General features: G+C 71.1%; 25 protein-coding genes and 1 tRNA gene. 11 read left to right on the top strand and 15 right to left on the bottom strand.

Going from position 1 to position 23425, the window contains the following annotated elements; translation table 11 throughout:
• The first annotated feature begins 1 nt into the window (after nucleotide 1).
• A complete protein-coding gene (locus AC069T_RS31485; protein ID WP_478785979.1) occupies nucleotides 2-154 on the top strand; it encodes a hypothetical protein in 153 nt (50 codons plus the stop codon).
• Nucleotides 155-229: 75 nt separating this feature from the next.
• The gene (locus AC069T_RS31480; protein WP_478785978.1) at nucleotides 230-532 is read left to right on the top strand and encodes a hypothetical protein; all 303 of its coding nucleotides are present in this window, start codon (nucleotides 230-232) and stop codon (nucleotides 530-532) included.
• A gap of 19 nt (nucleotides 533-551) precedes the next feature.
• On the opposite strand, the gene AC069T_RS31475 is transcribed toward AC069T_RS31480, so the two are convergent.
• Nucleotides 552-1505 (bottom strand): GlxA family transcriptional regulator, encoded by a 954-nt coding sequence (locus tag AC069T_RS31475; RefSeq protein ID WP_478785977.1) that lies wholly within the window; start codon nucleotides 1503-1505, stop codon nucleotides 552-554.
• A gap of 267 nt (nucleotides 1506-1772) precedes the next feature.
• Here AC069T_RS31475 and AC069T_RS31470 point away from each other — a divergent pair, with 267 nt between their 5' ends.
• Nucleotides 1773-2222 (top strand): hypothetical protein, encoded by a 450-nt coding sequence (locus tag AC069T_RS31470; protein WP_478785976.1) that lies wholly within the window; start codon nucleotides 1773-1775, stop codon nucleotides 2220-2222.
• Nucleotides 2223-2232: 10 nt separating this feature from the next.
• On the top strand, nucleotides 2233-2751 hold the full coding sequence (locus AC069T_RS31465; RefSeq protein WP_478785975.1) for a levansucrase: 519 nt from the start codon (nucleotides 2233-2235) through the stop codon (nucleotides 2749-2751).
• A gap of 66 nt (nucleotides 2752-2817) precedes the next feature.
• Here AC069T_RS31465 and AC069T_RS31460 read toward each other — a convergent pair whose 3' ends face one another.
• The 4 genes from AC069T_RS31460 to AC069T_RS31445 all read right to left on the bottom strand — a co-directional run bounded on the left by AC069T_RS31460 (nucleotide 2818) and on the right by AC069T_RS31445 (nucleotide 6866).
• Complete coding sequence (locus AC069T_RS31460) at nucleotides 2818-3177, bottom strand: VOC family protein (RefSeq protein ID WP_478785974.1); 360 nt, start codon at nucleotides 3175-3177, stop codon at nucleotides 2818-2820.
• Between the two features lie 13 nt (nucleotides 3178-3190).
• A complete protein-coding gene (locus tag AC069T_RS31455; RefSeq protein ID WP_478785973.1) occupies nucleotides 3191-3661 on the bottom strand; it encodes a hypothetical protein in 471 nt (156 codons plus the stop codon).
• 198 nt (nucleotides 3662-3859) lie between these two features.
• Nucleotides 3860-5362: an MFS transporter gene (locus tag AC069T_RS31450; RefSeq protein ID WP_478785972.1), complete on the bottom strand. Its 1503-nt coding sequence runs from the start codon at nucleotides 5360-5362 to the stop codon at nucleotides 3860-3862.
• 88 nt (nucleotides 5363-5450) lie between these two features.
• The gene (locus AC069T_RS31445; protein WP_478785971.1) at nucleotides 5451-6866 is read right to left on the bottom strand and encodes a DUF445 domain-containing protein; all 1416 of its coding nucleotides are present in this window, start codon (nucleotides 6864-6866) and stop codon (nucleotides 5451-5453) included.
• A gap of 148 nt (nucleotides 6867-7014) precedes the next feature.
• On the opposite strand from AC069T_RS31445, the gene AC069T_RS31440 reads away from it, so the two are divergent.
• Entirely contained in the window at nucleotides 7015-8373 is a 1359-nt protein-coding gene (locus AC069T_RS31440) for an SGNH/GDSL hydrolase family protein (RefSeq protein WP_478785970.1), read from the top strand.
• Between the two features lie 49 nt (nucleotides 8374-8422).
• Here the strand turns inward: AC069T_RS31440 and AC069T_RS31435 are convergent, their stop codons facing one another.
• The 4 genes from AC069T_RS31435 to AC069T_RS31420 all read right to left on the bottom strand — a co-directional run bounded on the left by AC069T_RS31435 (nucleotide 8423) and on the right by AC069T_RS31420 (nucleotide 12200).
• Nucleotides 8423-9247 (bottom strand): DUF1707 SHOCT-like domain-containing protein, encoded by an 825-nt coding sequence (locus AC069T_RS31435; protein ID WP_478785969.1) that lies wholly within the window; start codon nucleotides 9245-9247, stop codon nucleotides 8423-8425.
• Between the two features lie 10 nt (nucleotides 9248-9257).
• Entirely contained in the window at nucleotides 9258-10208 is a 951-nt protein-coding gene (locus tag AC069T_RS31430; RefSeq protein WP_478785986.1) for an ABC transporter ATP-binding protein, read from the bottom strand.
• 353 nt (nucleotides 10209-10561) lie between these two features.
• Nucleotides 10562-11407, bottom strand: coding sequence for an ABC transporter permease (locus AC069T_RS31425; protein WP_478785968.1), 846 nt, complete (start codon nucleotides 11405-11407; stop codon nucleotides 10562-10564).
• A complete protein-coding gene (locus AC069T_RS31420) occupies nucleotides 11400-12200 on the bottom strand; it encodes an ABC transporter permease (protein ID WP_478785967.1) in 801 nt (266 codons plus the stop codon). Before AC069T_RS31420 ends, AC069T_RS31425 begins: the two co-directional genes overlap by 8 nt.
• 200 nt (nucleotides 12201-12400) lie before the next feature.
• On the opposite strand from AC069T_RS31420, the gene AC069T_RS31415 reads away from it, so the two are divergent.
• Nucleotides 12401-14782, top strand: a complete 2382-nt coding sequence (locus AC069T_RS31415) for a transglycosylase domain-containing protein (protein ID WP_478785966.1) — start codon at nucleotides 12401-12403, stop codon at nucleotides 14780-14782.
• Nucleotides 14783-14915: 133 nt separating this feature from the next.
• Here AC069T_RS31415 and AC069T_RS31410 read toward each other — a convergent pair whose 3' ends face one another.
• Complete coding sequence (locus AC069T_RS31410; RefSeq protein ID WP_355780317.1) at nucleotides 14916-15260, bottom strand: GroES family chaperonin; 345 nt, start codon at nucleotides 15258-15260, stop codon at nucleotides 14916-14918.
• A 43-nt stretch (nucleotides 15261-15303) separates the two neighbouring features.
• Nucleotides 15304-15642 (bottom strand): DUF3618 domain-containing protein, encoded by a 339-nt coding sequence (locus AC069T_RS31405; RefSeq protein ID WP_478785965.1) that lies wholly within the window; start codon nucleotides 15640-15642, stop codon nucleotides 15304-15306.
• A gap of 165 nt (nucleotides 15643-15807) precedes the next feature.
• Between AC069T_RS31405 and bcp the strand changes: the two genes are divergently transcribed.
• From bcp to AC069T_RS31390, 3 genes are all read left to right on the top strand, one after another.
• The gene (bcp, locus tag AC069T_RS31400) at nucleotides 15808-16275 is read left to right on the top strand and encodes a thioredoxin-dependent thiol peroxidase (RefSeq protein ID WP_478785964.1); all 468 of its coding nucleotides are present in this window, start codon (nucleotides 15808-15810) and stop codon (nucleotides 16273-16275) included.
• A gap of 107 nt (nucleotides 16276-16382) precedes the next feature.
• On the top strand, nucleotides 16383-17891 hold the full coding sequence (gene proP, locus AC069T_RS31395; protein WP_478785963.1) for a glycine betaine/L-proline transporter ProP: 1509 nt from the start codon (nucleotides 16383-16385) through the stop codon (nucleotides 17889-17891).
• 155 nt (nucleotides 17892-18046) lie between these two features.
• Nucleotides 18047-18131: transfer RNA gene (locus AC069T_RS31390), tRNA-Leu, on the top strand.
• 54 nt (nucleotides 18132-18185) lie between these two features.
• Here the strand turns inward: AC069T_RS31390 and rdgB are convergent.
• From rdgB to AC069T_RS31370, 4 genes are all read right to left on the bottom strand, one after another.
• A complete protein-coding gene (gene rdgB, locus AC069T_RS31385) occupies nucleotides 18186-18788 on the bottom strand; it encodes an RdgB/HAM1 family non-canonical purine NTP pyrophosphatase (RefSeq protein WP_478785962.1) in 603 nt (200 codons plus the stop codon).
• Nucleotides 18789-18849: 61 nt separating this feature from the next.
• Nucleotides 18850-19236 (bottom strand): hypothetical protein, encoded by a 387-nt coding sequence (locus AC069T_RS31380; protein ID WP_478785961.1) that lies wholly within the window; start codon nucleotides 19234-19236, stop codon nucleotides 18850-18852.
• A gap of 82 nt (nucleotides 19237-19318) precedes the next feature.
• Nucleotides 19319-20053 (bottom strand): ribonuclease PH, encoded by a 735-nt coding sequence (gene rph / locus AC069T_RS31375; protein ID WP_478785960.1) that lies wholly within the window; start codon nucleotides 20051-20053, stop codon nucleotides 19319-19321.
• Nucleotides 20054-20177: 124 nt separating this feature from the next.
• Nucleotides 20178-20465 (bottom strand): PTS glucose/sucrose transporter subunit IIB, encoded by a 288-nt coding sequence (locus AC069T_RS31370; RefSeq protein WP_121402717.1) that lies wholly within the window; start codon nucleotides 20463-20465, stop codon nucleotides 20178-20180.
• 122 nt (nucleotides 20466-20587) lie between these two features.
• Between AC069T_RS31370 and AC069T_RS31365 the strand changes: the two genes are divergently transcribed.
• Nucleotides 20588-21874, top strand: coding sequence for a PTS transporter subunit EIIC (locus tag AC069T_RS31365; RefSeq protein WP_478785959.1), 1287 nt, complete (start codon nucleotides 20588-20590; stop codon nucleotides 21872-21874).
• A gap of 234 nt (nucleotides 21875-22108) precedes the next feature.
• Nucleotides 22109-23374 carry a PTS transporter subunit EIIC gene (locus AC069T_RS31360; RefSeq protein ID WP_356237616.1) on the top strand — a complete coding sequence of 422 codons (1266 nt, stop codon included), beginning with the start codon at nucleotides 22109-22111 and terminating at the stop codon, nucleotides 23372-23374.
• Nucleotides 23375-23425 lie beyond the last annotated feature (51 nt).

The following is a 23425-nucleotide window of genomic DNA, read 5'->3' as shown; positions in this document are numbered from 1 at the left end:
TATGGCCTGCGGCCACGGGCACGACCCCGGCCCGGCCGCCCCCGCCCACGCCCACGCCCACGCCCTCAATACGGGCACACCTCCCGGCACGGGCACGGGCACGGACACGGGCACGGGCACCGGCACCGGCACCGGCACCGGCACGCACCGGTGATGCGGTCGCCGAGCCCCCGCGCCCACGCGTTAGCCTCGGTCGCGTTCGACTGACGTAGCAGCAGCGGAGGCAGCGATGGCGAAGGTTCCGGCCGCGGTGGTGGCCGCCGGGGGGCTTGTCGGGGGGTACGGGGTCGCCCGCTGGACGAAGAAGCGGCAGCTGGGCGGGGTCGTGCTGGCCGCCGCCGGTGCCGCGGCGGCGCAGCAGTGGCGGCAGCAGGCGGGCGGGAAGGCCGCCGGGGCGCTGACCGCCGCGTACGTCGCCGCCTTCGCCGGATCGCATCCGCTGGCCAAGAAGGTGGGCGCCTGGCCCGCCGTGTTGGGTGTCGCCGGCGCCGTGGCTCTCGCCTCCTGGGCCGTCGCCGACCGGCGGGGCTGAGCGCAGGCCGAGAGACCGGTCAGGCCGCCCTCACACCCTGAAACGCCCGCCGGTATGCCTGGGGGCTCGTGCCGACCACCCTCTTGAAGCGGTCCCGGAACGCCGTCGGGGAGCCGAAGCCCGCCTGGACGGCGATGCGTTCGACGGGGTGTGTCGTCGTCTCCAGGAGGTACTGGGCGCGGCGTACCCGGGCCCGGTGCAGCCATTGCAGCGGCGTCGTGCCCGTCTGCTCGCGGAAGCGGCGGTTGAGCGTGCGGGTGCTCATGCCTGCCTGGGCGGCGATGCTCTCGAGGGTCAGGTCGTCGCCGGCGTTCTCCTCCAGCCAGTGCAGCAGGGGCTCCATCGTGCTGCCCGCGGGGGCCGGGGGCTGCGTGTGGACGATGAACTGGGCCTGCCCGCCCTCCCGTTCGAGCGGTACGACGGACATCCGTGCCGCGTGTGCGGCCACCGCCGAGCCGTGGTCCCGGCGGATCATGTGCAGGCACATGTCGATTGCCGCCGCGGCCCCGGCCGAGGTGAGGAACTGGCCGTTGTCGACGTAGAGGACGTTCGGGTCGACGGTGACGGCGGGATACCTCGCGGCCAGGTCGGCGGCCGCGATCCAGTGCGTGGTCGCGCGCAGCCCGTCCAGGAGGCCCGTGGCGGCGAGGACGAAGGCGCCCACACAGATCGACGCGATGCGGGTGCCGTTCGCCGCGGCAGCGCGCAGCGCCTCCGGCACGCCCGGCGGCAGCGGGGCGGTCGGGTCGGCCACGCCCGGCAGGACGATCGTGTCGGCCCCCGCCAGCGCGTCGAGGCCGTACGGGGCGCGCACCGCGAACGGGCCCGCGCTCACTTCCTTCTCAGCCGCGCAGACCCGGACCCCGTAGGCCTCGCGGCCGTCGGGCAGGCGGGCCCAGCCGAAGGTGTCGATCGGGGCGGACAGGTCGAACGGGACGACCTGGTCGAGCGCCAGTACGGCCACGGTGTGCATGGCGAGAGCGTAGGCGTCCACAGGATTCCGGCCAAGCGGCCCACGGAATCCGAACCCTCGGCGGCCAGGCCCGCGGTACACAGCGACATACAGCGGTACACAGCGATGCACAGCGGTTGACCGACCCCCGATCGACGCGCACCACGCGCCCCGCGCCCCGCGCCCCGGCGACGAAGGACGCGCGGCCGTTCCTCCTGGCGAGAATCCGTTACCCCTTGGCAATATCGCCACTTCCACAAGATCCGCCCCCGCTCCTACCGTCACCCCGTGACCAAGTTCCTCCTCTCCGTCCACGTCATCGCCGCCATCGTCGCCGTCGGGCCCGTCACCGTCGCCGCGAGTCTGTTTCCGCCCGCCGCGCGGAAGGTGCTCGCCGAGCCGGGCGACGCGCAGGCCCTCGCGACCACGCGGCTGCTGCACCGCATCTGCCGGGTGTACGCCACCGTCGGCGTCGTCGTGCCCGTCTTCGGGTTCGCCACGGCGAGCAGCATGGGCGTGCTCGGGGACGCCTGGCTGATCGCCTCGATCATGCTGACGGCGCTCGCGGCCGTGGTGCTGGCCGCGCTGGTCCTGCCCCGGCAGAGCGCGCTCCTGGAGGGTCCGGGTGACCGGGCCGCGACCGTCCGGCTCGCCATGTTCACCGGGATCTTCAACCTCCTGTGGGCCACGGTCACCGTTTTGATGATCGTGCGACCGGGGTCCACCACGGGCGCATAGGATCCCGCTCATGTACGCACAGCAGGGACAGCCGGGTCAGTCGGCGTCACAGGCCTACCTGGCCTCGGTGGAACAGCGCCTGATCGCCGACGGATGCGCCACGCGCTGGGAGGACTGGGCCGGGGTGCCCGTCCTCGTGGGGCGCCGGGCGGACTTCAAGTTGCGCTGGATGGCGACGCGGCTGCATCTGTTCACCGTGGCCGCGGCCGTTCCGGAGATAACCGTCGAGGCCGTCTCGGGGTTCACCGACCAGGTGATGAAGTACGCCAAGGCCAACAAGGGCGGCCTGCCGGTCGGTCTGCAGAACGGGATCGGCGCGTTCCCCGTGCTGGTCAGCGACCGGGTCGACCCGGCGGCCGTGCAGTGGGCGGAGCAGCAGCAGCGCCTCAAGTTCGCCGTCATGACGCGGCCCGTCGTGGTCGACAGCGCCCGCCAGTACGTGGGCACCTACCGCGGCAAGCCCGCGCTCGGCCGGGTCTACGCCTCGTACTTCATCGAGAAGGGCTCGGCGTACTTCTACGGCCGGTGAGCCGGCGCCCCGCGGTGCACGCTCCGGGGTCCTGCCGGGCTCACCGTCCGTCCGCCCGGGGCGGGTTCAGGCGCGGTGCCCCAGCACGTTCACGACCTGCCCGTTCGGGTCCCGTACGAAGAAGCGCCGTACGCCCCAGTCCTCGTCGCGCAGTTCCCGTACGATCTCGGCGCCCGAGGCGGCCACCCGCGCGTGGACCGCGTCGACGTCCTCGACCTCGATGCTCATGTCGGGGACGACCGGCCCGGTGCGGTCCTCGGTGCAGAGGCTGATCTGGGCGGTGGGGTGGGACGGGGAGGCGAGGGTCGCGATCCAGCCCTGGTTCATCACCTCGTCGAGGCCCAGCAGGCCGTAGAAGTCCCGGCCGGCGTCCATCGCCTCCTCGGACTCGACACGGATGTTCGGAACGATCCTGCGGACAGTCATGCTCGGCGGCTCCTCACACGTCACAGGTACGGGCGAACACGGGTTCCTCGTCCTGCGAGTCTGCCCTGAACTGCCGGGCCACCGCAGCCGCGACGAGCACTCCGGTGGCGATCAGGAGTGTGCAGAACGCCCACGCCAGGGGCCAGGCGTTCGCGAACCCGTCGGGCGGTCCTGGGTGCGTGCGCAGGGAGACGTACAGGAGCGCCGCCGGTGGCACCGCCACCAGCAGCAGCGGCCAGGCGAGGGCGTCGCGGTGGCCGAAGTAGGCGGCGAGGGCGAGCAGGGCGGCGGCGAGGAACAGGCCGCCGACGCCCGTCACCGGGCTGGTCTCCTGGACGGCCCCCGCGCTCTCGGCGCGGTTGCGCGGATCCCAGGGGAGGCAGAGGAGATACGCCGCCGCGGAGAGGGCGGCGCCGAGCACGCGCGTCAGCCAGCGTTCCGGCCAGGGGCGCGTTCGCAGTGGGCTCAACAGCTTCTCGGTCATGCGTACGAGGTTCCGCCATGGGGCCGGGGGCCGACAGAGTACGCGTACTCAGGCTCTCTCACTCGGACACCGGCGAAGCCTCCGGCCCCGCTTGACGCCAGGCCCCCGGCCCGCCGAACCGCCCGCCGCGGGCCACCCGGGAGGCCGCGTCCCGCCGACCGCCCCGGGTGTCCCGTCACCCGCGTCACGTCACCGCGGTCACGTCACCGGTGCCGAGGACGTGGCGGAGGACTTCTCGGTGGCCGACAGCGGCGTGGCGATGTCCTCGAGGGACCGGCGTTCCGCGTTCACCGCGAGGAACACGGCGACCAGTCCGGCCGCGCACATCAGGCCCGCGCCGATCTGGAAGGCGAGCACGGTCTCGCCGACCACGCCGGATGCCGTGAGGTCCGCGAAGACGAGCGGGCCGCTGATGCCGCCGGCGGCCGTGCCGAGGGCGTAGAAGAAGGCGATGGCCATGGCGCGGGTCTCCATCGGGAAGATCTCGGAGACCGTCAGGTACGCGCTGGAGGCGCCCGCCGAGGCGAAGAACAGCACCGCGCACCAGCACGCCGTCATCGTGACCGCGCTCAGCGAACCCCGGTCGAAGAGCCAGGCCGTGCCGAACAGCAGCAGACCCGAGAGCAGGTACGTGGAGGAGATCATGATGCGCCGGCCGACGGTGTCGAAGAGTTTGCCGAGCAGCAGCGGGCCGAGGAAGTTGCCGGCCGCGATGACGGCGAAGTAGTAGCCGGTGCTGCCGGTGGGCACGTCGAAGAACTTGGTGAGGATGGCGCCGAAGCCGAAGGTGATCGCGTTGTAGAGGAACGCCTGGCCGATGAAGAGCGAGAGGCCGAGCACGGCCCGCTTGGGGTAGCGCCCGAAGACCGTTTTGGCGATGAGGCCGAAGCCGATGCTCTTGCGCTGCTCGATGGTGATCTCACCCGCGGGCTCCGGGAGAGGCTGCCCCTTCTCCTCCTCGATCCCGCGCTCCACGGAGGTGACCAGCGCGTCGGCGTCCTCGCCCTGGCCGTGGATGAACTGCCAGCGCGGGCTCTCCGGGACATGCCGCCTGACCAGCAGGATCACCAGGCCGAGGACGACCCCGAGGGCGAAGGTCAGCCGCCAGCCGACGTTCTTGGGGAAGATGTCGGTGTCCAGCATGACGATGGACAGCAGGGCGCCGCCGATCGCGCCGAGCCAGTAGCTGCCGTTGATGATCAGGTCGACCCGGCCGCGGTACTTGGACGGGATCAGCTCGTCGATCGCGGAGTTGATGGCCGCGTACTCGCCGCCGATACCGAAACCGGTGAGGAACCGGAAGGCGAAGAACCACCACGGGGAGAAGGACAGCGCGGTCAGCGCGGTCGCGGCGAGGTACACCACCAGCGTGATCATGAAGAGCTTCTTGCGGCCGAACCGGTCGGTCAGCCAGCCGAAGAACAGCGCGCCCGCGCAGGCACCCGCCACGTAGAGAGCAGCCGCGATGCCGGTGACCTGCGCCGAGGAGATCGCCAGTCCGCTGCCGTCCTCGGAGAGGCGGCCCGCGATGTTGCCGACCGTGGTGACCTCGAGGCCGTCCAGGATCCACACGGTGCCGAGGCCGATCACGATCATCCAGTGCCAGCGGGACCACGGCAGGCGGTCCAGGCGGGCCGGTACGGCTGTCGTGACGGTTCCCGTGGAGCCGGGCACTGAGTCCGGCGTCGCTGAAGCTGTCATGGCTCCCTCTCCGATGAGTGACCCGCGGGTGACCCATTTCAGGGTGCCCGGATCCGCGCTGGTCACGCCATGCGCGCCGAGCGCCCGCTCACGCTCCCAGGGCCCGCGACACGACGTAGATGAGGAGACCGGCCAGCGAGCCGACCACCGTGCCGTTGATCCGGATGAACTGGAGGTCGCGGCCGATGTGGGCCTCGATCTTCCTGGTGGTGTGCTGGGCGTCCCAGCCGGCCACCGTGTCCGTGATCAGGGAGGTGATCTCCGCGCGGTAGGTCGTCACGACGTACACCGCCGCTCCCTCGACCCAGCCGTCGACCTTCGCCTGCACCCTGGGCTCGGTGGCCATGCGGGCCCCCAGCGACAGGAGCGACGCCCGCACCCGCAGCCGCAGTTCGCTGCGCTCGTCCTCGGCGGCGGACACGATCATCGCCCGTACGGCCGTCCAGGCGGAGGCGATCAGGTCCTGGACCTCGCCCCGGCCGAGCACCTCGCCCTTGAGTCGCTCCACGCGCGCCCGGGTGTCGGTGTCGGACTGGAGGTCGGAGGCGAAGTCGGCGAGGAAGCGGTCGAGGGCACCGCGCGCCGGGTGCGCGGGCGCGTCCCGCATCTCGGTGACGAAGCGGAGCAGTTCCCGGTAGACCCGCTCGCCCACCTTCTTGTCGACGAACCGCGGGGTCCAGCCGGGGGCGCCGCCCTGCACGGCGTCCATCACGGAGTCGCCGTGCAGCACCAGCCAGTCGTGGGCGCGCACGCAGACCAGGTCCACCGCTCGCCGGTGACCGCCGTCGGCGACGACCCGCTCCAGCAGCTTCCCGATGCCGGGCGCGATCTCCTGGGCCTCGGCCCGCCGGGTGATGGCCTCCCCCACGACCGCCTGGACGTCGGAGTCGCGCAGGACCGTCAGCGCTCCGCGCAGCGCGGTGGCCAGCTCGGCGGTGACCCGGTCGGCGTGCTCGGGCTCGGCGAGCCAGGTGCCGAGGCGGCCGCCGATGCCGACGGCGGTCAGCCGCAGGCGTACGACCTCCTCGGAGAGGAAGTTCTCCCCGACGAACTCGCCGAGGGAGACGCCGAGCTGGTCCTTCTTGTTCGGGATGATCGCCGTGTGCGGGATCGGCAGGCCGAGCGGGTGACGGAAGAGGGCGGTGACCGCGAACCAGTCGGCGAGCGCGCCGACCATGCCGGCCTCGGCCGCCGCCGCCACGTACTCCGCCCAGTCGCCCGCGCCCCGGTGGGACGCCCACTTGGCGAGGACGTACACGACGGCGACCAGGAGCAGCAGACCGGTCGCCGTGATCTTCATCCGGCGCACCCCGCGGCGCTTCTCCTCGTCGGCGGGGCTGAAGGAGGTCATCGCCCGGCCGGCCGGGCCGGGGGCCGCCCGGTTCACCGGGCCACCCGGGCGGGCATGCTGTCCCTCGGCATCTGTTTCTTCCGCTTTCGTGCGTTCCATCCGCTCCACCCGCTCGGTGACCTCGTACACATTGTCCCTTCCTGACCGACTCATGGAACGGATCAGGAGTTCCCGGCGTCTGTCCGGACGGGGGTTCGGCCGGGGACCCAAGGGGTCTTTGGGTGTTCTTCTTCCCCATGACGCATCATTGGGGTCATCACATCGGAGCCTCGGGCTCCAGGTCCGAGGAGACACGCACCGCATGACCAAGCGTCACGCCGGGGGTGCGGGGGTGTCCCCCGCACGGCACGGCGCCCTGCTCGCCGCGATCATCGCCGTGATCGTGCTGTTCTCCACCGCCATATACGCCGGTGTCTCGACCGACGACAGCGGTGAGCCCGCCGGTCCGGCCAAGGGGAGCGCCCCGCGCAACTCGGCCGCCCCCGCGTCCACCGGCACGTGGGTCGGCTCCTGGTCGGCCTCCCCCGCGGGCGCCGAGCCGGGCACCGAGACGAACGGCATGGCGGGCCGCTCCGTACGCAACGTCGTGCACGCGAGTGTGGGCGGTACGAGTGCCCGCATCACCCTGTCCAACCTGTACGGCCAGCAGCCGCTCACGGTCACGCACGCCACGCTCGCCGTCGCGGCGGCGCCGGGCGACGCCGCGGCCGCCGCCGACTCGATGCGCCGGCTCACCTTCGCCGGCGGCGGATCGGTCGTCATCCCGCCCGGGCGGCAGGTACTGAGCGACGCCGTGCGGATCACCGTCCCGCGGGGCGGCGACGTCCTGGTGACCACCTACTCGCCGACCCCGTCGGGCCCGGTCACCTACCACCCCCAGGCGCGGCAGATCTCGTACACCGCCGAGGGCGACCGCGCCGAGGACGTCACCGGCACGGCGTACACCTCGCAGACCCCGTACTGGCGCTATCTGACCGCCCTGGACGTGCTGAGCAACGAGGCGGACGGCACGGTCGTCGTGATCGGTGACTCGCTGACCGACGGCGTCACCTCCACCGTCGGGGCCAACACCCGCTGGACGGACACACTTTCGGACCGGCTGCGCGATGCGGCCGGTTCCGGCGACGTGCCCCGCTACAGCGTCGTCAACCAGGGCATCAGCGGCAACCGGGTGCTGACCTCGGGCCTCGGCCGCCCGGCCGACAACCCGAGCGGGCTCTCCCGCTTCCAGCGGGACGTCCTCGGCCGGACCAACGTCAGGGCCGTCGTCGTCGACCTCGGCGTCAACGACATCCTGCGCAACCCGAACCAGGCCGACCCCGACCGCATCGTCTCCGGGCTGCGCAAGCTGGTCCGGCAGGCGCACGCCCGCGGGCTGCGGGTCGTCGGCGCCACGCTGATGCCCTTCCAGGGCCACCGCGGCTACAGCGACAACCGCGAGGCCGTGCGCCAGGCCGTCAACGCGCGCATCCGGGCGGGCCGGGTGTACGACGACGTCGTCGACTTCGACAAGGCGCTGCGCGACCCGTACAACCCGCGCCGGCTGCGGTCCCACTACGACTCGGGCGACCACCTCCACCCCAGTGACAAGGGCTACCAGAGGATGGGGCGCTCCTTCGACCTCGGCTCCCTCAAGGGGGCGGCGTCCGCGGAACTCTGACGAGAAGGACGTCCGGCCGCCGGGGACCACGGCCCCCGGCACCGAACGGTCAGCGGCCTTCGTGCCGGCGCCTCGTGCGGTCCTCGCGCCGCTCCGCCCGGCGGTCGCCGTACGAGCCGTGGTCGCCGTCCCGGTCGGTGAAGTCGTCGAAGTGGTCGGGACCGCCGGTGTCCTCGGCCTCGCCGGAGCCCCTCAGCTCCTTGCGGGCCGCCCTGCGCTCCAGCTTCTGCCGGCGGCGCTCCTCCTTCAGGCGCAGCCGCTCGGCCTTCGTCGTCTTGCGCTGGACGCCCACCCCGCCCCAGAAGGCGAAGCCCGTGACGACCACGCGCGGCGCGCCGGGGTCGCCCGGAACGCCGTCCTCGCGGTGGTCGAAGCCGCCCATGACGCCGATGCCGCGCACGACGACCTCGACGCCCGGCGGTACGAGAATGTTCACGCCGCCCATGACCGCGAAGCAGTTGAGGACGACCTCACGGCCGGCGAAGTCCGCCTCGCGCAGGTCGATGTCCCCGCCGCCCAGCAACGCGACGGACGTGAAACGCCGCGGCACGGTCCAGCGTCCCTTGCGCTCGAACCCCGAGAGGACGGCGACACCCCAGGCGGAGGAGCCCTCGCCCCCGACGATCCGCCCACCCCAACCGCCGTCAAGGTGCGGCGACTTGGCCAGGGAGAGCGGTGCGAGGGCCGCCGCACCGGGCAGGTCGCGGGTGATCGGCGCCAGCTCCCCGTACGTGCGGGCCCGGTACGTGGCGTCCAGCCGCTCCTCGAACTCCGCCATGTCGAGGCGGCCTTCCGCGAGAGCGTCCCGCAACTGCTCGGAGACCCGTTCACGATCGGCGTCGGAGGCCCGGAGTCCAGGGAGTTCGTCCGTCATGCCGAGCAGCCTACGAGGTCGTCCTGTCCGCGTACATCTGCGCGATGACCGCCTCGATGTCCGGCTCGCGGACCGACAGATCCACCAGCGGATACTCCGCCGCGATCCGCGCCACCAAGGGGGCGGCCGACTGCGCGGCCGGGAAGGCCAGCCACTGCCGCGGCCCCTCCACCTTCACCACACGCGCCGACTCCACCTCGATCGGCGGCAGTTCACGCTCCAGGTCCACCACCAGCGTCCGCTCGCCCTCCCCCACCTCGTGCAGCCCGGCCAACGGACCGTCGTACATCAGCCGCCCGTGGTCGATGACCATCACGCGGCGGCACAACTGCTCGATGTCGGTGAGGTCGTGCGTGGTCAGCAGTACCGTCGTGCCGCGCTCCGCGTTCAGATCGCGCAGGAACGCACGGACCTTCGCCTTGGAGACCACGTCGAGCCCGATCGTCGGCTCGTCGAGGTAGAGCACCTCAGGGTCGTGCAGCAGCGCCGCCGCGATGTCACCGCGCATCCGCTGCCCCAGCGACAACTGGCGCACCGGCACGTCCAACAGGGGCGCCAGCTCCAGGAGTTCGACACAGCGGTCGAGGTTCTCCCGGTAACGGGCGTCCGGGATCCGGTACATGCGGTGCATCAGCCGGTACGAGTCGATCAGCGGGAGGTCCCACCACAGCGTCGTCCGCTGCCCGAAGACCACGCCGATCCGCTGCGCGAGCCGGGTCCGCTCACGGGACGGGTCGATGCCCGCGACCCGCAGCCGGCCACCGCTGGGCGTCAGGATCCCGGTCAGCATCTTGATGGTGGTCGACTTGCCCGCGCCGTTCGGACCGATGTAACCGACCATCTCGCCCCGCGACACGGTGAACGACAGGGAGTCGACCGCCCGCACCTGCCGCCGCTCGCCGCGCCAGAACCCGGTCCTGCGGCGCACGTCGAAGACCTTCTCGACGCCGTCGAGTTCGATGAAGCGGCGATCCGCCGCAGCCGGCGCACCGGCCGCCGGAGCTGTTCCCCCGGCACGCTCCGGCCGCCGCCCCGGCCCGACGTCCGGCTTTCCGTCCGCTCCGCGTCCGGCGTCCGGCCTTCCGTCCGTTCCGCGCACGGCGGCCGGCTCTGCGTCCGTTCCGCGCCCGGCGGCCGGCTTTCCGCACGCTCCGCGCCCGGCGGCCGGCTCTGCGTCCGTTCCGCGCCCGGCGGCCGGCTCTGCGTCCGTTCCGCGCACGGCGGCCGGCTCTGCGTCCGTTCCGCGCCCGGCGGCCGGCTTTCCGCACGCTCCGCGCCCGGCGGCCGGGGCGATGTCCTGACGGTCCATGTCCGCTAACTCCCTGTACTCCGGTAGGAACGAAGACCCACCCGCCAGGCCAGGCCCGCGAGCGCGCAGCAGCCCGCAGCCACCAGCGGCGGCGCGAAGGCCGTCCACACCGGCAGGTCGAGCGGATAGGGCCGGCCCAGCACGTACAGCGCGGGCAGCCAGTTGACGAAGGCCAGCGGCAGCACGAAGGTCACCCCGCGCACCAGGTCCTCGGCGAAGACGGTGGGCGGGTACCGCAGCAGCGTGTTGCCGCCGTACGTGAAGGAGTTCTGCACCTCGGAGGCGTCCTGCGCCACGAACTGGAAGGCCGCGCCCGCCACGAACACCGCCGCGAAGATCGCACCCCCGCTCAGCAGCGTCACCGGGATCATCAGCACCTTGACCGGGGACCAGGCGATGTCGAGGGCGGCGATCGCGTAGCCGAGGACCAGCAGCCCCTGCGTGATCCGGCCCAGGCGGCGCAGCGCGAAGCGGTCCGCGGCGACCTGCGCCAGCACCGGCGCGGGACGCACCAGGAGTGTGTCGAGCGTGCCGTCACGCACCCGCCGGCCCAGCCGGTCCATCGAACCCATCGCGAGGTCCGCCAGCCCGAACGCGGACCCCGACAGGCCGTACAGGAAGGCGACCTCGGGCAGCGAGTAGCCACCCAGCCGGTCGACCTGCGAGAACATCAGCAGGATCGCCGTGAAGTCGAGTGCCGTCGCGGCGAAGTTGCCGGCCGCCGTCATCATGAAGGACGCGCGGTAGGCCATCGTGGAACGGATCCACATGGCGGCGATCATGCGGTAGGCGCGCAGGGCGTCCCGCAGCCGCCCGGACGCGCCGTCCACGAGCGGACCGCTGTCAGCCACCCTGGACCACCACCCGCCGGGTCGCCACGCCCTGCAGCAGCCGGCCGGCCGCGAGCAGCCCCACCGCCCAGGCCGCCTGGAACACGTACGTGGCCGCCGGATCCCGCCGGCCGAGCAGGACGTCCACCGGCGCCTGGATCAGCGACGCCCACGGCAGCACGCGCACCACCTCGCCGAGCACACCCGGGAAGACGTTCAGCGGCAGCAGCATGCCCGAGCAGAAGATCCCCGCCAGGAAGGCCAGCTGAGCCACGCCCGCACCGTCCAGCAGCCAGAACGCCGACAGCGCCACCAGGAAGCGGATCGCGAAACTGACGGCCACCCCGAGCGCCACCGCCACCAGGAACGCGAGCCACGCCAGCGGGTCGGCGGGCAGCGCCAGGTCGAAGACCAGCGCGCCGAACACCATCGGGACCACCCCCCGCCCCAGCAGATGGAACAGCGCCCGCCCTGCGTCCGCGGCCAGCCACCACGCCTGGAGATCGACGGGCCGGTACAGGTCGATCGCGATGTCGCCGGTACGGATGCGCTCGATGAGCTCGTCCTCGAAGCCGCCCCCCATCACGGCGACCACCATGAGCATCGCCTGCCCCAGCCACACGTAGGTCAGCGCCTGCGCCTGGCCGTACCCCCCGAAGTGCGGCCTCTCGTGCCACAGCGCCAGATAGGTGTACGCCAGGATCAGCCCGAACACGGTGTTGGTGAAGACACCGGCCGCCGTGGCCGTCCGATAGGTGGCATACCGCCTGAACCCGCTCACGGCGACGGCCGCGTACAACCGCGCTGTCCCCACGAAACCGGCCTCCCTCCGCTCCGGACCGAAGCGCACGAGCGTAGTCCCGGGGTGACCTGGCGTGCGACGCATTTTTCCGCCGCGACACGTCCCGGGATCGGGGAACGGAACGCCCGGTGCGAGAGTCTTCAAGAGGGGGCGCACAAGACGTACGAGGTCGTACGCATCCGTACGACGCGAAACAGGAGTCCGGCACCGAGATGAGCGACGAGCCGCAGCCGCAGGACAGCAGCAAGGGCCGGCCGCCCGAAGAGCCCGGGCAGGCCCCGCCGACGCCCGCCAAGAAGCGCCGGCGCACCGGCTGGCGCCGGCTCTTCCCGACCTGGCGGATGGTGCTCGGCACGTTCGTCGGCCTGATCCTGCTCCTCGTCGGACTCTTCGCGCTCGGCTACTACCTGGTCAAGATCCCGCCCGCGAACGCCGCCGCGGTCAAGCAGAGCAACGTGTACCTGTACGCGGACGGCAGCCAGCTCGCGCGCGACGGCGAGGTCAACCGGGAGAACGTCACCCTCGCCGAGATCGCCGCGAACACCCAGCACGCCGTGCTCGCCGCCGAGGACCGGGACTTCTACACCGAGTCGGCCGTCGACCCCAAGGCCATGGTCCGCGCGGGCTGGAACACCGTCACCGGCAAGGGCAGGCAGTCCGGCTCGACGATCACGCAGCAGTACGTGAAGAACTACTACCTGGGCCAGGAACAGACCGTCTCGCGGAAGGTGAAGGAGTTCTTCATCTCCATCAAGCTGGACCGCGAGAAGAGCAAGGACGACATCCTCGAGGGCTACCTCAACACCAGTTACTTCGGCCGCAACGCGTACGGCATCCAGGCCGCCGCCCAGGCCTACTACGGCGTCGACGCCGACCGCCTGACGGCGGGCCAGGGCGCCTACCTGGCCACGCTGCTCAACGCGCCCAGCGAATACGACGTGATCGCCCACCCCGAGAACAAGTCCGCCGCCCTGGCCCGCTGGAACTACGTCCTGGACGGCATGGTCAAGAAGGACTGGCTCAGCCCGTCCGCCCGCGCCGCCGTCGACTTCCCCACGCCGAAGGAGGCCAAGGGCTCCGCCGGGATGTCCGGACAGCGCGGCTACCTCGTCCAGGCCGTCCGCGACTACCTCACCGGCAACCGGATCATCGACGAGGACACCCTCGCCACCGGCGGCTACCGCATCACCACGACCCTGCAGAAGAAGAAGCAGAACGCCCTCGTCAAGGCCGTCGACGACCAGGTCATGGACCAGCTCGACAAGAAGAACCGCAAGGTCGACACCTACGTCCGCGCGGGCGGCGTCTCCATCGACCCGGCCGGCGGCAAGGTCGTCGCCATGTACGGCGGCATCGACTACACCAAGCAGTACGTCAACAACGCCACCCGCCGCGACTACCAGGTCGGCTCCACCTTCAAGCCGTTCGTGTTCACCTCGGCCGTGCAGAACGCCGCGACCACCCAGGACGGCCGCCCCATCACCCCCAACACCGTCTACGACGGCACCGACAAACGCCCCGTGCAGGGCTGGAGCGGCGGCACCTACGCCCCCGAGAACGAGGACAACGTCTCCTACGGGCCGATCACCGTGCGCGGCGCCACCGACAAGTCGGTCAACGCGGTGTACGCGCAGATGGCCGTCGACGTCGGCGCGGAGAAGGTCAAGGACACCGCCGTCGCCCTCGGCATCCCGGCGACCACCCCCGACCTGACCGCCACCCCCTCCATCGCGCTCGGCCCGGCCACCGCCAGCGTCCTCGACATGGCGCAGGCCTACGCGACCCTCGCCAACCACGGCAGGCACGGTACGTACACCCTCGTCGAGGACATCGGCAAGGACGGCGCCGCGAACGTGCTCCTGCCCGGCCGGGGCACGAAGCAGGCCGTCGACCGGGAGGCCGCCGACACCACGACCTCCGTCCTGCAGAGCGTCGTCGAGGGCGGCACCGGCACCGCCGCGCAGGCCGCGGGCCGTCCCGCCGCAGGCAAGACCGGCACCGCCGAGGAGGACCAGGCCGCCTGGTTCGCCGGCTACACGCCCGACCTCGCCACGGTCGTCGCCGTGATGGGCCAGGACCCCGACACGGGCGCGCACAAACCGCTGTACGGCGCGCTCGGCCAGGCCCGCATCAACGGCGGCGGCTACCCGGCACAGATCTGGGCCCAGTACACGAGGAACGCCCTCATCGGCACCCCGGCGAAGGACTTCGACCTGGAGGTGGAGGCGGGCGCGCAGGAGCCGCAGCTCCCCTCCACCGGGCCCACCGGCCAGACCCCCGGCACCGGCGGCCAGGACACCGGCGGCACCACCGGCGCCTCCCCCACCACCGGCGGCACGGAGACCGGTGGCACCACCGGCACCCCCGGCACCGGGGGCACGACCGGCAGCACGCCCACCACGGGAGGCACCGCGACCGACGGCGGCACCACGGACGGCGGCACCACGGACACCGGCGGGACCGACATCGGCGGCACCGACACCGGAGGCGCCACCGACGGCGGCACGACCGACACCGGCGGCACCACGGACGGCGGCGACACGGCCGGCACGGCGGCCGGGGTGTTCAACCGGCCCCCAGGCAGACGCCCGTAGAGCCCCCACCGACAGACCCGGTACGGACCGACAGACCCGGTACGGCGCGTCTCGCCGGGGATACCCCCAACCGGGCGAAGGGCACGGCGAAGGGGCCGGTGACCACGGTCACCGGCCCCTTCGCGACACCTGTCTACAGATACAGCCCCGTGGAGTCCTCGGACCCCTCGAAGCGGTCCGCGGCCACCGCGTGCAGATCCCGCTCACGCATCAGCACGTAGGCGGTGCCCCGCACCTCGACCTCGGCACGGTCCTCGGGATCGTAGAGAACCCGGTCACCCGGCTCCACGGTCCGCACGTTCTGCCCGACCGCCACGACCTCCGCCCAGGCGAGGCGCCGGCCGACGGCCGCGGTCGCGGGAATCAGGATGCCGCCGCCCGACCGCCGTTCACCCTCGGCGGCGTCCTGCCGCACGAGCACACGGTCGTGCAGCATCCGGATGGGCAGCTTGTCGTCGTGATGGGTCTTCTCGCTCACGCCACGAACCTACCCGCCCCGGCCGCTCCCGTACGCAAGCGGGTCAACGCCTGCGACGCCGCGGGCCCAGCGTGAGCAGACCCACCAGCCCGACGGCGAGCAGCGCCACCGGCACGATGCGCTCCAGCCTCGGCGCGCCCTCCTCGGTGACGAACTGCGCCCGCACATCGCCGACGACCCGGTTCACGCCGACATAGGCGCGGCCGAGCGTGTGGTCGATGTGGGAGACGGCCCTGGCCTTGGCGTCCCCGGCGATGGTCTTGGGATGGACTCGCACACCGATCTCGTCCAGCGTCTCGGCGAGGACTTCCCGGCGGCGTTTGATGTCCGCCTCGATCTGCGCCGGAGTCCTGGTATCCGACGTTCTCGACGTATCCGACACCGCGCTGCCTCCGTGGTCGTTGCGACGTAACTCTGTTCTCCGGACTGTCTCCGGTCGACAGTCTGTCAGCTCGCGGGCGATCGCACCCCACGGCACCCCCTGTCGGACGCGCGGAAGCCCATTAGGCTCGTTCCCCGAAACCCGCCCCTGTCACGTGAGGTACCGATGAGCGAGCGACTCCAGCCCGGCGACACCGCCCCCGCCTTCACCCTGCCGGACGCCGACGGCCACGACGTGTCCCTTGCCGACCACAAGGGCCGCAAGGTCATCGTCTACTTCTACCCCGCCGCCCTCACCCCCGGCTGCACCAAGCAGGCCTGCGACTTCACGGACAACCTCGAGGTGCTGGCGGGCGCCGGCTACGACGTCATCGGGGTCTCCCCGGACAAGCCCGAGAAGCTCGCCAGGTTCCGCGAGCAGGAATCCCTGAAGGTGACGCTGGTCGGGGACCCCGACAAGTCGGTCCTGGAGGCGTACGGCGCCTTCGGCGAGAAGAAGCTGTACGGCAAGACGGTCGTCGGCGTCATCCGCTCCACGGTGATCGTGGACGAGGAGGGCAAGGTCGAACGGGCCCTGTACAACGTGAAGGCGACCGGCCACGTGGCAAAGATCATCAAGGACCTCGGCATCTGACGGCCCTGTGACGAAGGTCCCTCCCGCCGGGGACCTTCGTTTGCGGTCGCCACCATCGAGCAGGTGATCCGCTGGACCAAGCGATCCAGCGACGAGAGGATCCCTCCATGGCGGCCACCGGGCCCGGACCCGACGGGGTCACCGCCGACCCCGAGGCAGTGAAGCGCCACCGGACGCTCTTCCGGGCGGCCACCAGGCGCAGGAACCCGCCCCTGCGGCGCACCGACATCACGGTCACCGACGACCGGGCGGTCAGGCGGGCCGTGAACGCGGCCTCGCTCGGCAACGCCATGGAGTGGTTCGACTTCGGCATCTACAGCTACCTGGCCGTCACCATCGGCCACGTCTTCTTCCCGTCCGGGAACGGCACCGTCCAGCTGCTCTCCTCCTTCGCGACCTTCGCCGTCTCGTTCCTGGTGCGGCCCGTGGGCGGCATGGTGTTCGGCCCGATGGGCGACCGGATCGGCCGCAAGAAGGTCCTCGCCCTCACGATGATCCTGATGGCCGTCGGCACCTTCGCCATCGGACTGATCCCCTCGTACGCCACGATCGGCTTCTGGTCCCCGGTCCTGCTGATCCTCTTCCGCCTCGTCCAGGGCTTCTCGACGGGCGGTGAGTACGGCGGCGCGTCGACCTTCATAGCCGAGTACGCCCCCGACAGGCGCCGCGGCTTCTACGGCAGCTTCCTGGAGTCCGGCACGCTCGCCGGATACGTCGGCGCGGCCGGCCTGGTGACGCTGCTGACCAGCCTGCTCGGCAGCGACGGCATGGAGTCCTGGGGCTGGCGCGTGCCCTTCCTGGTCGCCGGGCCCATCGGCCTGGTCGGGCTGTACCTGCGGCTGCGGCTGGACGAGACGCCCGCCTTCCAGAAGCTGGCGGACGAGTCCGCGCACCAGGTGCCCGGCGCGGCCTCCCCCGCCGGGGCCACCGCCAAGGGCGACCTCGCGAGGATCTTCCGCGACCAGTGGCCGACGCTGATCCTCTGCGTCGCCCTGGTCGGCGCGTACAACATCACCGACTACATGCTGCTGTCGTACATGCCGACGTACCTGTCCGACGAGATGGGCTACAGCGAGACCCACGGCCTGCTGGTCCTCATCGTCACCATGCTGGTCCTGATGCTGGTCATCAACCGGGTCGGCACGCTCTCCGACCGCTACGGCCGCAAGCCGCTCCTGATGGCCGGCATGCTCGGCTTCCTGTTCCTGTCCGTCCCGGCCTTCCTGCTGGTCAAGCAGGGCAGCCTGGTTGGCGTCTCGGCGGGCATGCTGATGCTCGGCCTCTCCCTGGTCTGCATGCTCGGCACGATGTCCGCGGCCCTGCCCGCGCTCTTCCCCACCCAGGTCCGCTACGGCTCCCTCTCCGTCGGCTACAACCTCTCCGCGTCCCTCTTCGGCGGCACGACCCCGCTGGTCATCACCGCCCTCATCAGCGTCACCGGCAGCGACATGATGCCCGCGTACTACGCGATGGCCGCGGCGCTCGTCGGTGTCGTCGCCGTCGCCTGCATGAAGGAAACGGCCCGCAGGCCCCTGGCCGGCTCCCCACCCGCCGTGGGCACCCCGGAGGAAGCGGCGGAACTGGTGGAGGCCCGGACCCCGTCCCCGAGGTTCTGATCCGGTAAGGCAGTCTCGTGGGCGGCTGCTGTGCCCCAACTGCCGTGCGGTCACGAGCACCTGGTGCCGTGGAGGTGCCCCGGGTCGCGCAGCGGCCTGAGGCATGTCCCCTGGCTCTGCCCCGGTCCCCCGGCCGGTACCATGGCACGCGACCGGCGGCGGTGGCGCAACTGGCGACGCGGCAGACTTAGGATCTGTGGCCCGTGAAACGGCTTGAGGGTTCGAATCCCTTCCGCCGCACAAGAAGGCCTGCGTCTCGGGCGATCGAGACGCAGGCCTTTCCCGTGCGCGCCCTCAGCCCACCAGTTCCCGTACCGCCGGGACCAGGGCGCGGAACGCCTGGCCCCGGTGGCTGATCGCGTTCTTCTCCTCGGGGGAGAGTTCCGCGCAGGTGCGGGTCTCGCCGGCCGGCTGGAGGATCGGGTCGTAGCCGAAGCCGTTCGTGCCGGAGGGGGCGGCGCGGAGGGTGCCGGGGAGGCGCCCCTCGACGACGCGCTCCGTGCCGTCGGGGAGGGCGAGGGCCGCCGCGCACGCGAAGTGGGCTCCGCGGTGCGGGTCGGCGATGTCGCCGAGCTGGGCGAGCAGCAGTTCCAGGTTGGCCGCGTCGTCGCCGTGGCGGCCGGCCCAGCGGGCGGAGAAGATGCCGGGGGCGCCGCCGAGGACGTCGACGCAGAGGCCGGAGTCGTCGGCGACGGCGGGCAGGCCGGTGGCCCGGGCGAGGGCGTGCGCCTTGAGCAGGGCGTTCTCGGCGAAGGTGACGCCGGTTTCCTTGACGTCGGGGATGTGGGGGTAGGCGTCCGCGCCGACGAGGTCGTGTGGGAGTCCTGCGTCGGCGAGGATCGCCCTCAGTTCGGTGATCTTTCCGGCGTTGCGGGTGGCGAGGATCAGGCGGGTCATGCGCACCAGTATCCAGGGGTGCGGCGGGGTCCCGGCCGGACGGCCGTGGTCGCGGCGGGTGTTACGGGGTGCAGACCTTGGTGAGTTCGCCGGCCGCGTCCGTGACGGGGCTGATGTCGGGGGTGTCGTCGCCGTTCTTGATGGCGGTGCGGACGTTGTCGACGGCGGTGCCGAGGTCGTCGACGGCCTTGTTGACGTCGGCGTTGTCGGTGGTGTCGTCGATCTTGTCGAGGTTCCGCTCGATGGAGCGGAGGGATTCGTCGGTCTGTGTCGGGTCGTTGGCGGCGTTCTCGACGGCCTGCTGGAGGTCGGTGACGCTGTCGGCTATGGCGTCTGCGGTCTGGACGCAGTCCAGGGCCTTGTTGACGGCGTCGCAGCCGACGGCCGCCGGCAGGACGACGAGTGCGGCGGCGACGGCGAGTGCCGCGGTGCGGTGGCGCGAGGCCATGGAAGGGTCCCTCCCCGTGGGCATGGTGTGGTCGCGGGCGCGCGGCTGGGCCGTGCGCCCGTACCTCTAAGAACGCGTACGGCTAGTGTGCGGTTGCCTCGAGGGCGGTGCGCTGGGCGGCGGCGAGTGCGTCGCAGCCCGATACGGCGAGGTCGAGGAGGGCGTTGAGTTCCTTGCGGTCGAAGGGTTCGGCCTCGGCGGTGCCCTGGACTTCGACGAAGCGGCCGTCGCCGGTGCAGACGACGTTCATGTCGGTGTCGGCCTTGACGTCTTCCTCGTAGCAGAGGTCGAGGAGGGGTACGCCGCCGACGATGCCGACGGAGACGGCGGAGACGGTGCCGGTGAGGGGCTGCCGTCCGGCCTTGACGAGTTTCCTGCCCTGGGCCCAGGTGACGGCGTCGGCGAGGGCGACGTAGGCGCCGGTGATGGCGGCGGTGCGGGTGCCGCCGTCGGCCTGGAGGACGTCGCAGTCGAGGACGATGGTGTTCTCGCCGAGGGCCTTGTAGTCGATGACGGCGCGCAGGGAGCGGCCGATGAGGCGGCTGATCTCGTGGGTGCGGCCGCCGATCCTGCCGCGGACGGATTCGCGGTCACCGCGGGTGTTCGTGGAGCGGGGCAGCATGGAGTATTCGGCGGTGACCCAGCCTTCGCCGCTGCCCTTGCGCCAGCGCGGGACGCCTTCGGTGACGGAGGCGGTGCAGAAGACCTTGGTGTCGCCGAAGGAGACGAGGACGGAGCCTTCGGCGTGCTTGCTCCAGCCGCGCTCGATGGTGATGGGGCGGAGCTGGTCGGGGGTGCGGCCGTCGATTCGAGACATGGCGACGAGCCTAGCCGTACATGGGTCAGGGGCCGCTCCGGGTGGGGAAGGCGGCCCCTGGGGGTGAGCCCGGCGGGCCCGGCGGGACGTGGTGGGTCCGGCTGGGTCCGGTGGGTTCAGGTGTTCACATCATGTCTTCGATGTCGGCGGCGATGGGGTCGGCGTCGGTGCCGATGACGACCTGGATGGCGGTGCCCATCTTGACGACGCCGTGGGCGCCTGCGGCCTTGAGGGCGGCTTCGTCGACCTTGCCGGGGTCGACGACCTCGGTGCGGAGGCGGGTGATGCAGCCTTCGACCTCTTCGATGTTCTCGATGCCGCCGAGCCCGGCAACGATCTTCTCAGCCTTGGTGGCCATGTCCTTCTCCCTGATCCGAACCGCTTTTGTCGCAGTAACCCACAGTTGGCCCATCTTCGCGAGCGGTCGTGCGGTGTGTGCCGAATGATGACGATCACGACAGCCCGACCGTTCGCAACTGGTCTACACCACTTTTCAACGGCCGCCAAACCCGGTCCTGTTCCCGGAGGACGTCCATGAGCGCCGACAGTGCCGTCTCACCCGCACGCGGCCGCTGGAACACCGCTTTCCAGGGGCTCCAGAAGATGGGGCGCAGCCTCCAGCTGCCCATCGCCGTGCTGCCGGCCGCGGGCATTCTCAACCGCCTGGGCCAGCCGGACGTGTTCGGCGCGGACGGGCTCGGCTGGGACAACGTGTCCAAGGTGATGGGTGCGGCGGGCGGCGCGCTGCTCGACGGTCAGCTGGGGCTGCCGATGCTGTTCTGTGTGGGTGTCGCGATCGGCATGGCGAAGAAGGCGGACGGTTCCACGGCGCTCGCGGCGGTGGTGGGCTTCCTCGTCTACTACAGCGTGCTGCGTGCCTTCCCCGAGGACTGCCCGTCGGGGAGTCTCGCCGTCAAGCTGGGCTGTCAGGCGGAGGACAACTCCGTCGTGGAGTTCACGTACCAGAATCCCGGGGTGTTCGGGGGCATCGTCATCGGGTTGCTGTCGGCGTACTTCTGGCAGCGCTTCCACCGGACGAAGCTGGTGGACTGGCTCGGGTTCTTCAACGGCCGCCGGCTGGTGCCGATCATCATGGCGTTCGTGGCGATCGTGGTCGCCTCGTTGTGCGTGTGGGTGTGGCCGCCGATCGGTGACGCGCTGGAGAACTTCAGTGACTGGCTGGTCGGGCTGGGTGCGTGGGGTTCGGGCGTGTTCGGTGTGGCCAACAGGGCGCTGCTGGTGATCGGGTTGCACCAGTTCCTGAACGTGCCCGTCTGGTTCCAGTTCGGCAGTTTCACCAAGCCGGACGGGACGGTGGTGCACGGTGACATCAACATGTTCCTGGCGGGTGACCCGAACGCGGGGCAGTTCACGTCGGGGTTCTTCCCGATCATGATGTTCGCGCTGCCGGCGGCGTGTCTGGCCATGACGCACTGTGCGAAGCCGCATCGCCGCAAGGAGATCGGCGGTCTGATGCTCTCGGTGGCGCTGACGTCGTTCGTCACCGGCATCACGGAACCGATCGAGTACTCGTTCCTGTTCATCGCGCCTGCGCTGTACGCCGTCCACGCGCTGCTCACCGGTGTGTCCATGGCGGTGACCTGGGGGCTCGGGGTGCACGACGGGTTCAGTTTCTCGGCGGGTCTGATCGACTACGTCATCAACTGGAACCTGGCGACGAGGCCGTGGGCGATGATTCCGATCGGGCTGTGCTTCGCCGCCGTGTATTACGCGATCTTCCGTTTCGCGATCACCAAGTTCGATCTGAAGACTCCGGGGCGTGAGCCGGAGGACGAGGTGGAGGACACGACGCGGGCGTAGCGCCCCGGGGGCGTGTGCCCCTCGCCGCCCGAAGGGCCCCTGGACCTGCCTGGTCCGGGGGCCCTTCGTGACGTATGGAACCGGTTGTTCCGCTATGGCCGAGGCCACAAATTCCGCGGGTTCCTTATCCAGCCTTCACCGTGCTACAACAGGTCTACACCACTGAGTGGTGTAGACCACGCCGCTCCCCAAACCCCCTGTCCCCGGGCGGCGCCTTGCCCACTGGAGGAAGTTGTGTCCACGGCCAGCGCCGCTCCCGCGGCCGAGAAGAAGAAGGGTGCCGGCGCGATGGCTGTGCTGCAGCGCATCGGCCGCAGCCTGATGCTTCCGGTCGCCGTCCTGCCCGCCGCCGCACTGCTGGTGCGCCTAGGCAACACCGACATGCTGGGACGCGAGTCCTTCCCCGCGTTCCTCACGAAGATCGCGAGCTTCATGTCGGCCGGCGGCAACGCCATCCTCGACAACATGGCGCTGCTGTTCGCCGTGGGTATCGCGATCGGCTTCGCGAAGAAGTCGGACGGCTCCACCGCCCTCGCGGCCGTGGTTGGCTACCTCGTCTTCAAGAACGTGCTGGCCACGTTCACTGACAAGAACCTGCCGAAGGTGGCGACGGCCGTCGACGGCAAGGTCGTCATGGTCGACGCGCCCGTGGACGCCAAGGTCCTCGGCGGCGTGGTCATGGGCATAGTCGTGGCGCTGCTGTACCAGAAGTTCTACCGGACCAAGCTGCCCGACTGGGCAGGCTTCTTCGGCGGCCGCCGCCTCGTCCCGATCCTCTCCGCCTTCGCGGGCCTCGTCATCGGTGTCGTCTTCGGCTACATCTGGCCGGTGCTCGGTACGGGGCTGCACAACTTCGGCGAGTGGCTCGTGGGTTCGGGCGCCGTCGGCGCGGGCATCTTCGGTGTCGCCAACCGCGCGCTCATCCCGATCGGCATGCACCACCTGCTGAACTCCTTCCCGTGGTTCCAGGCGGGTTCGTACGAGGGCAAGAGCGGCGACATCTCGCGCTTCCTCGCCGGCGACCCGACCGCCGGACAGTTCATGACCGGCTTCTTCCCGATCATGATGTTCGCGCTGCCCGCCGCCTGCCTCGCGATCGTGCACTGCGCCCGCCCCGAGCGCCGCAAGGTCGTCGGCGGCATGATGTTCTCGCTCGCGCTGACCTCGTTCGTCACGGGTGTCACGGAGCCGATCGAGTTCACCTTCATGTTCATCGCGCCGGTCCTCTACGCGATCCACGCGGTCCTCACCGGGGTCTCGATGGCGCTGACCTGGGCGCTCGGCATGAAGGACGGCTTCGGCTTCTCGGCCGGCGCGGTCGACTTCGGCCTGAACCTCGGCATCGCGACCAACCCGTGGGGCCTGGTCCTGGTCGGCCTGTGCTTCGCCGCCGTCTACTACGTCGTCTTCCGCTTCGCCATCACCAAGTGGAACCTGCCGACGCCGGGCCGTGAGTCCGACGAGGAACTGGCGGAACTGCAGAAGGCGGAGGCCAAGTAGGGCCTCCAGGAAAAGCCGTACCACTCGAATTCCCCGGACCGCAAGGCGGCC

This window comes from Streptomyces sp. NPDC043867 (assembly GCF_056435845.1).
The sequence above is the reverse complement of the archived record's forward strand: the minus strand, read 5'-3'. Positions and strand labels throughout refer to the sequence as shown.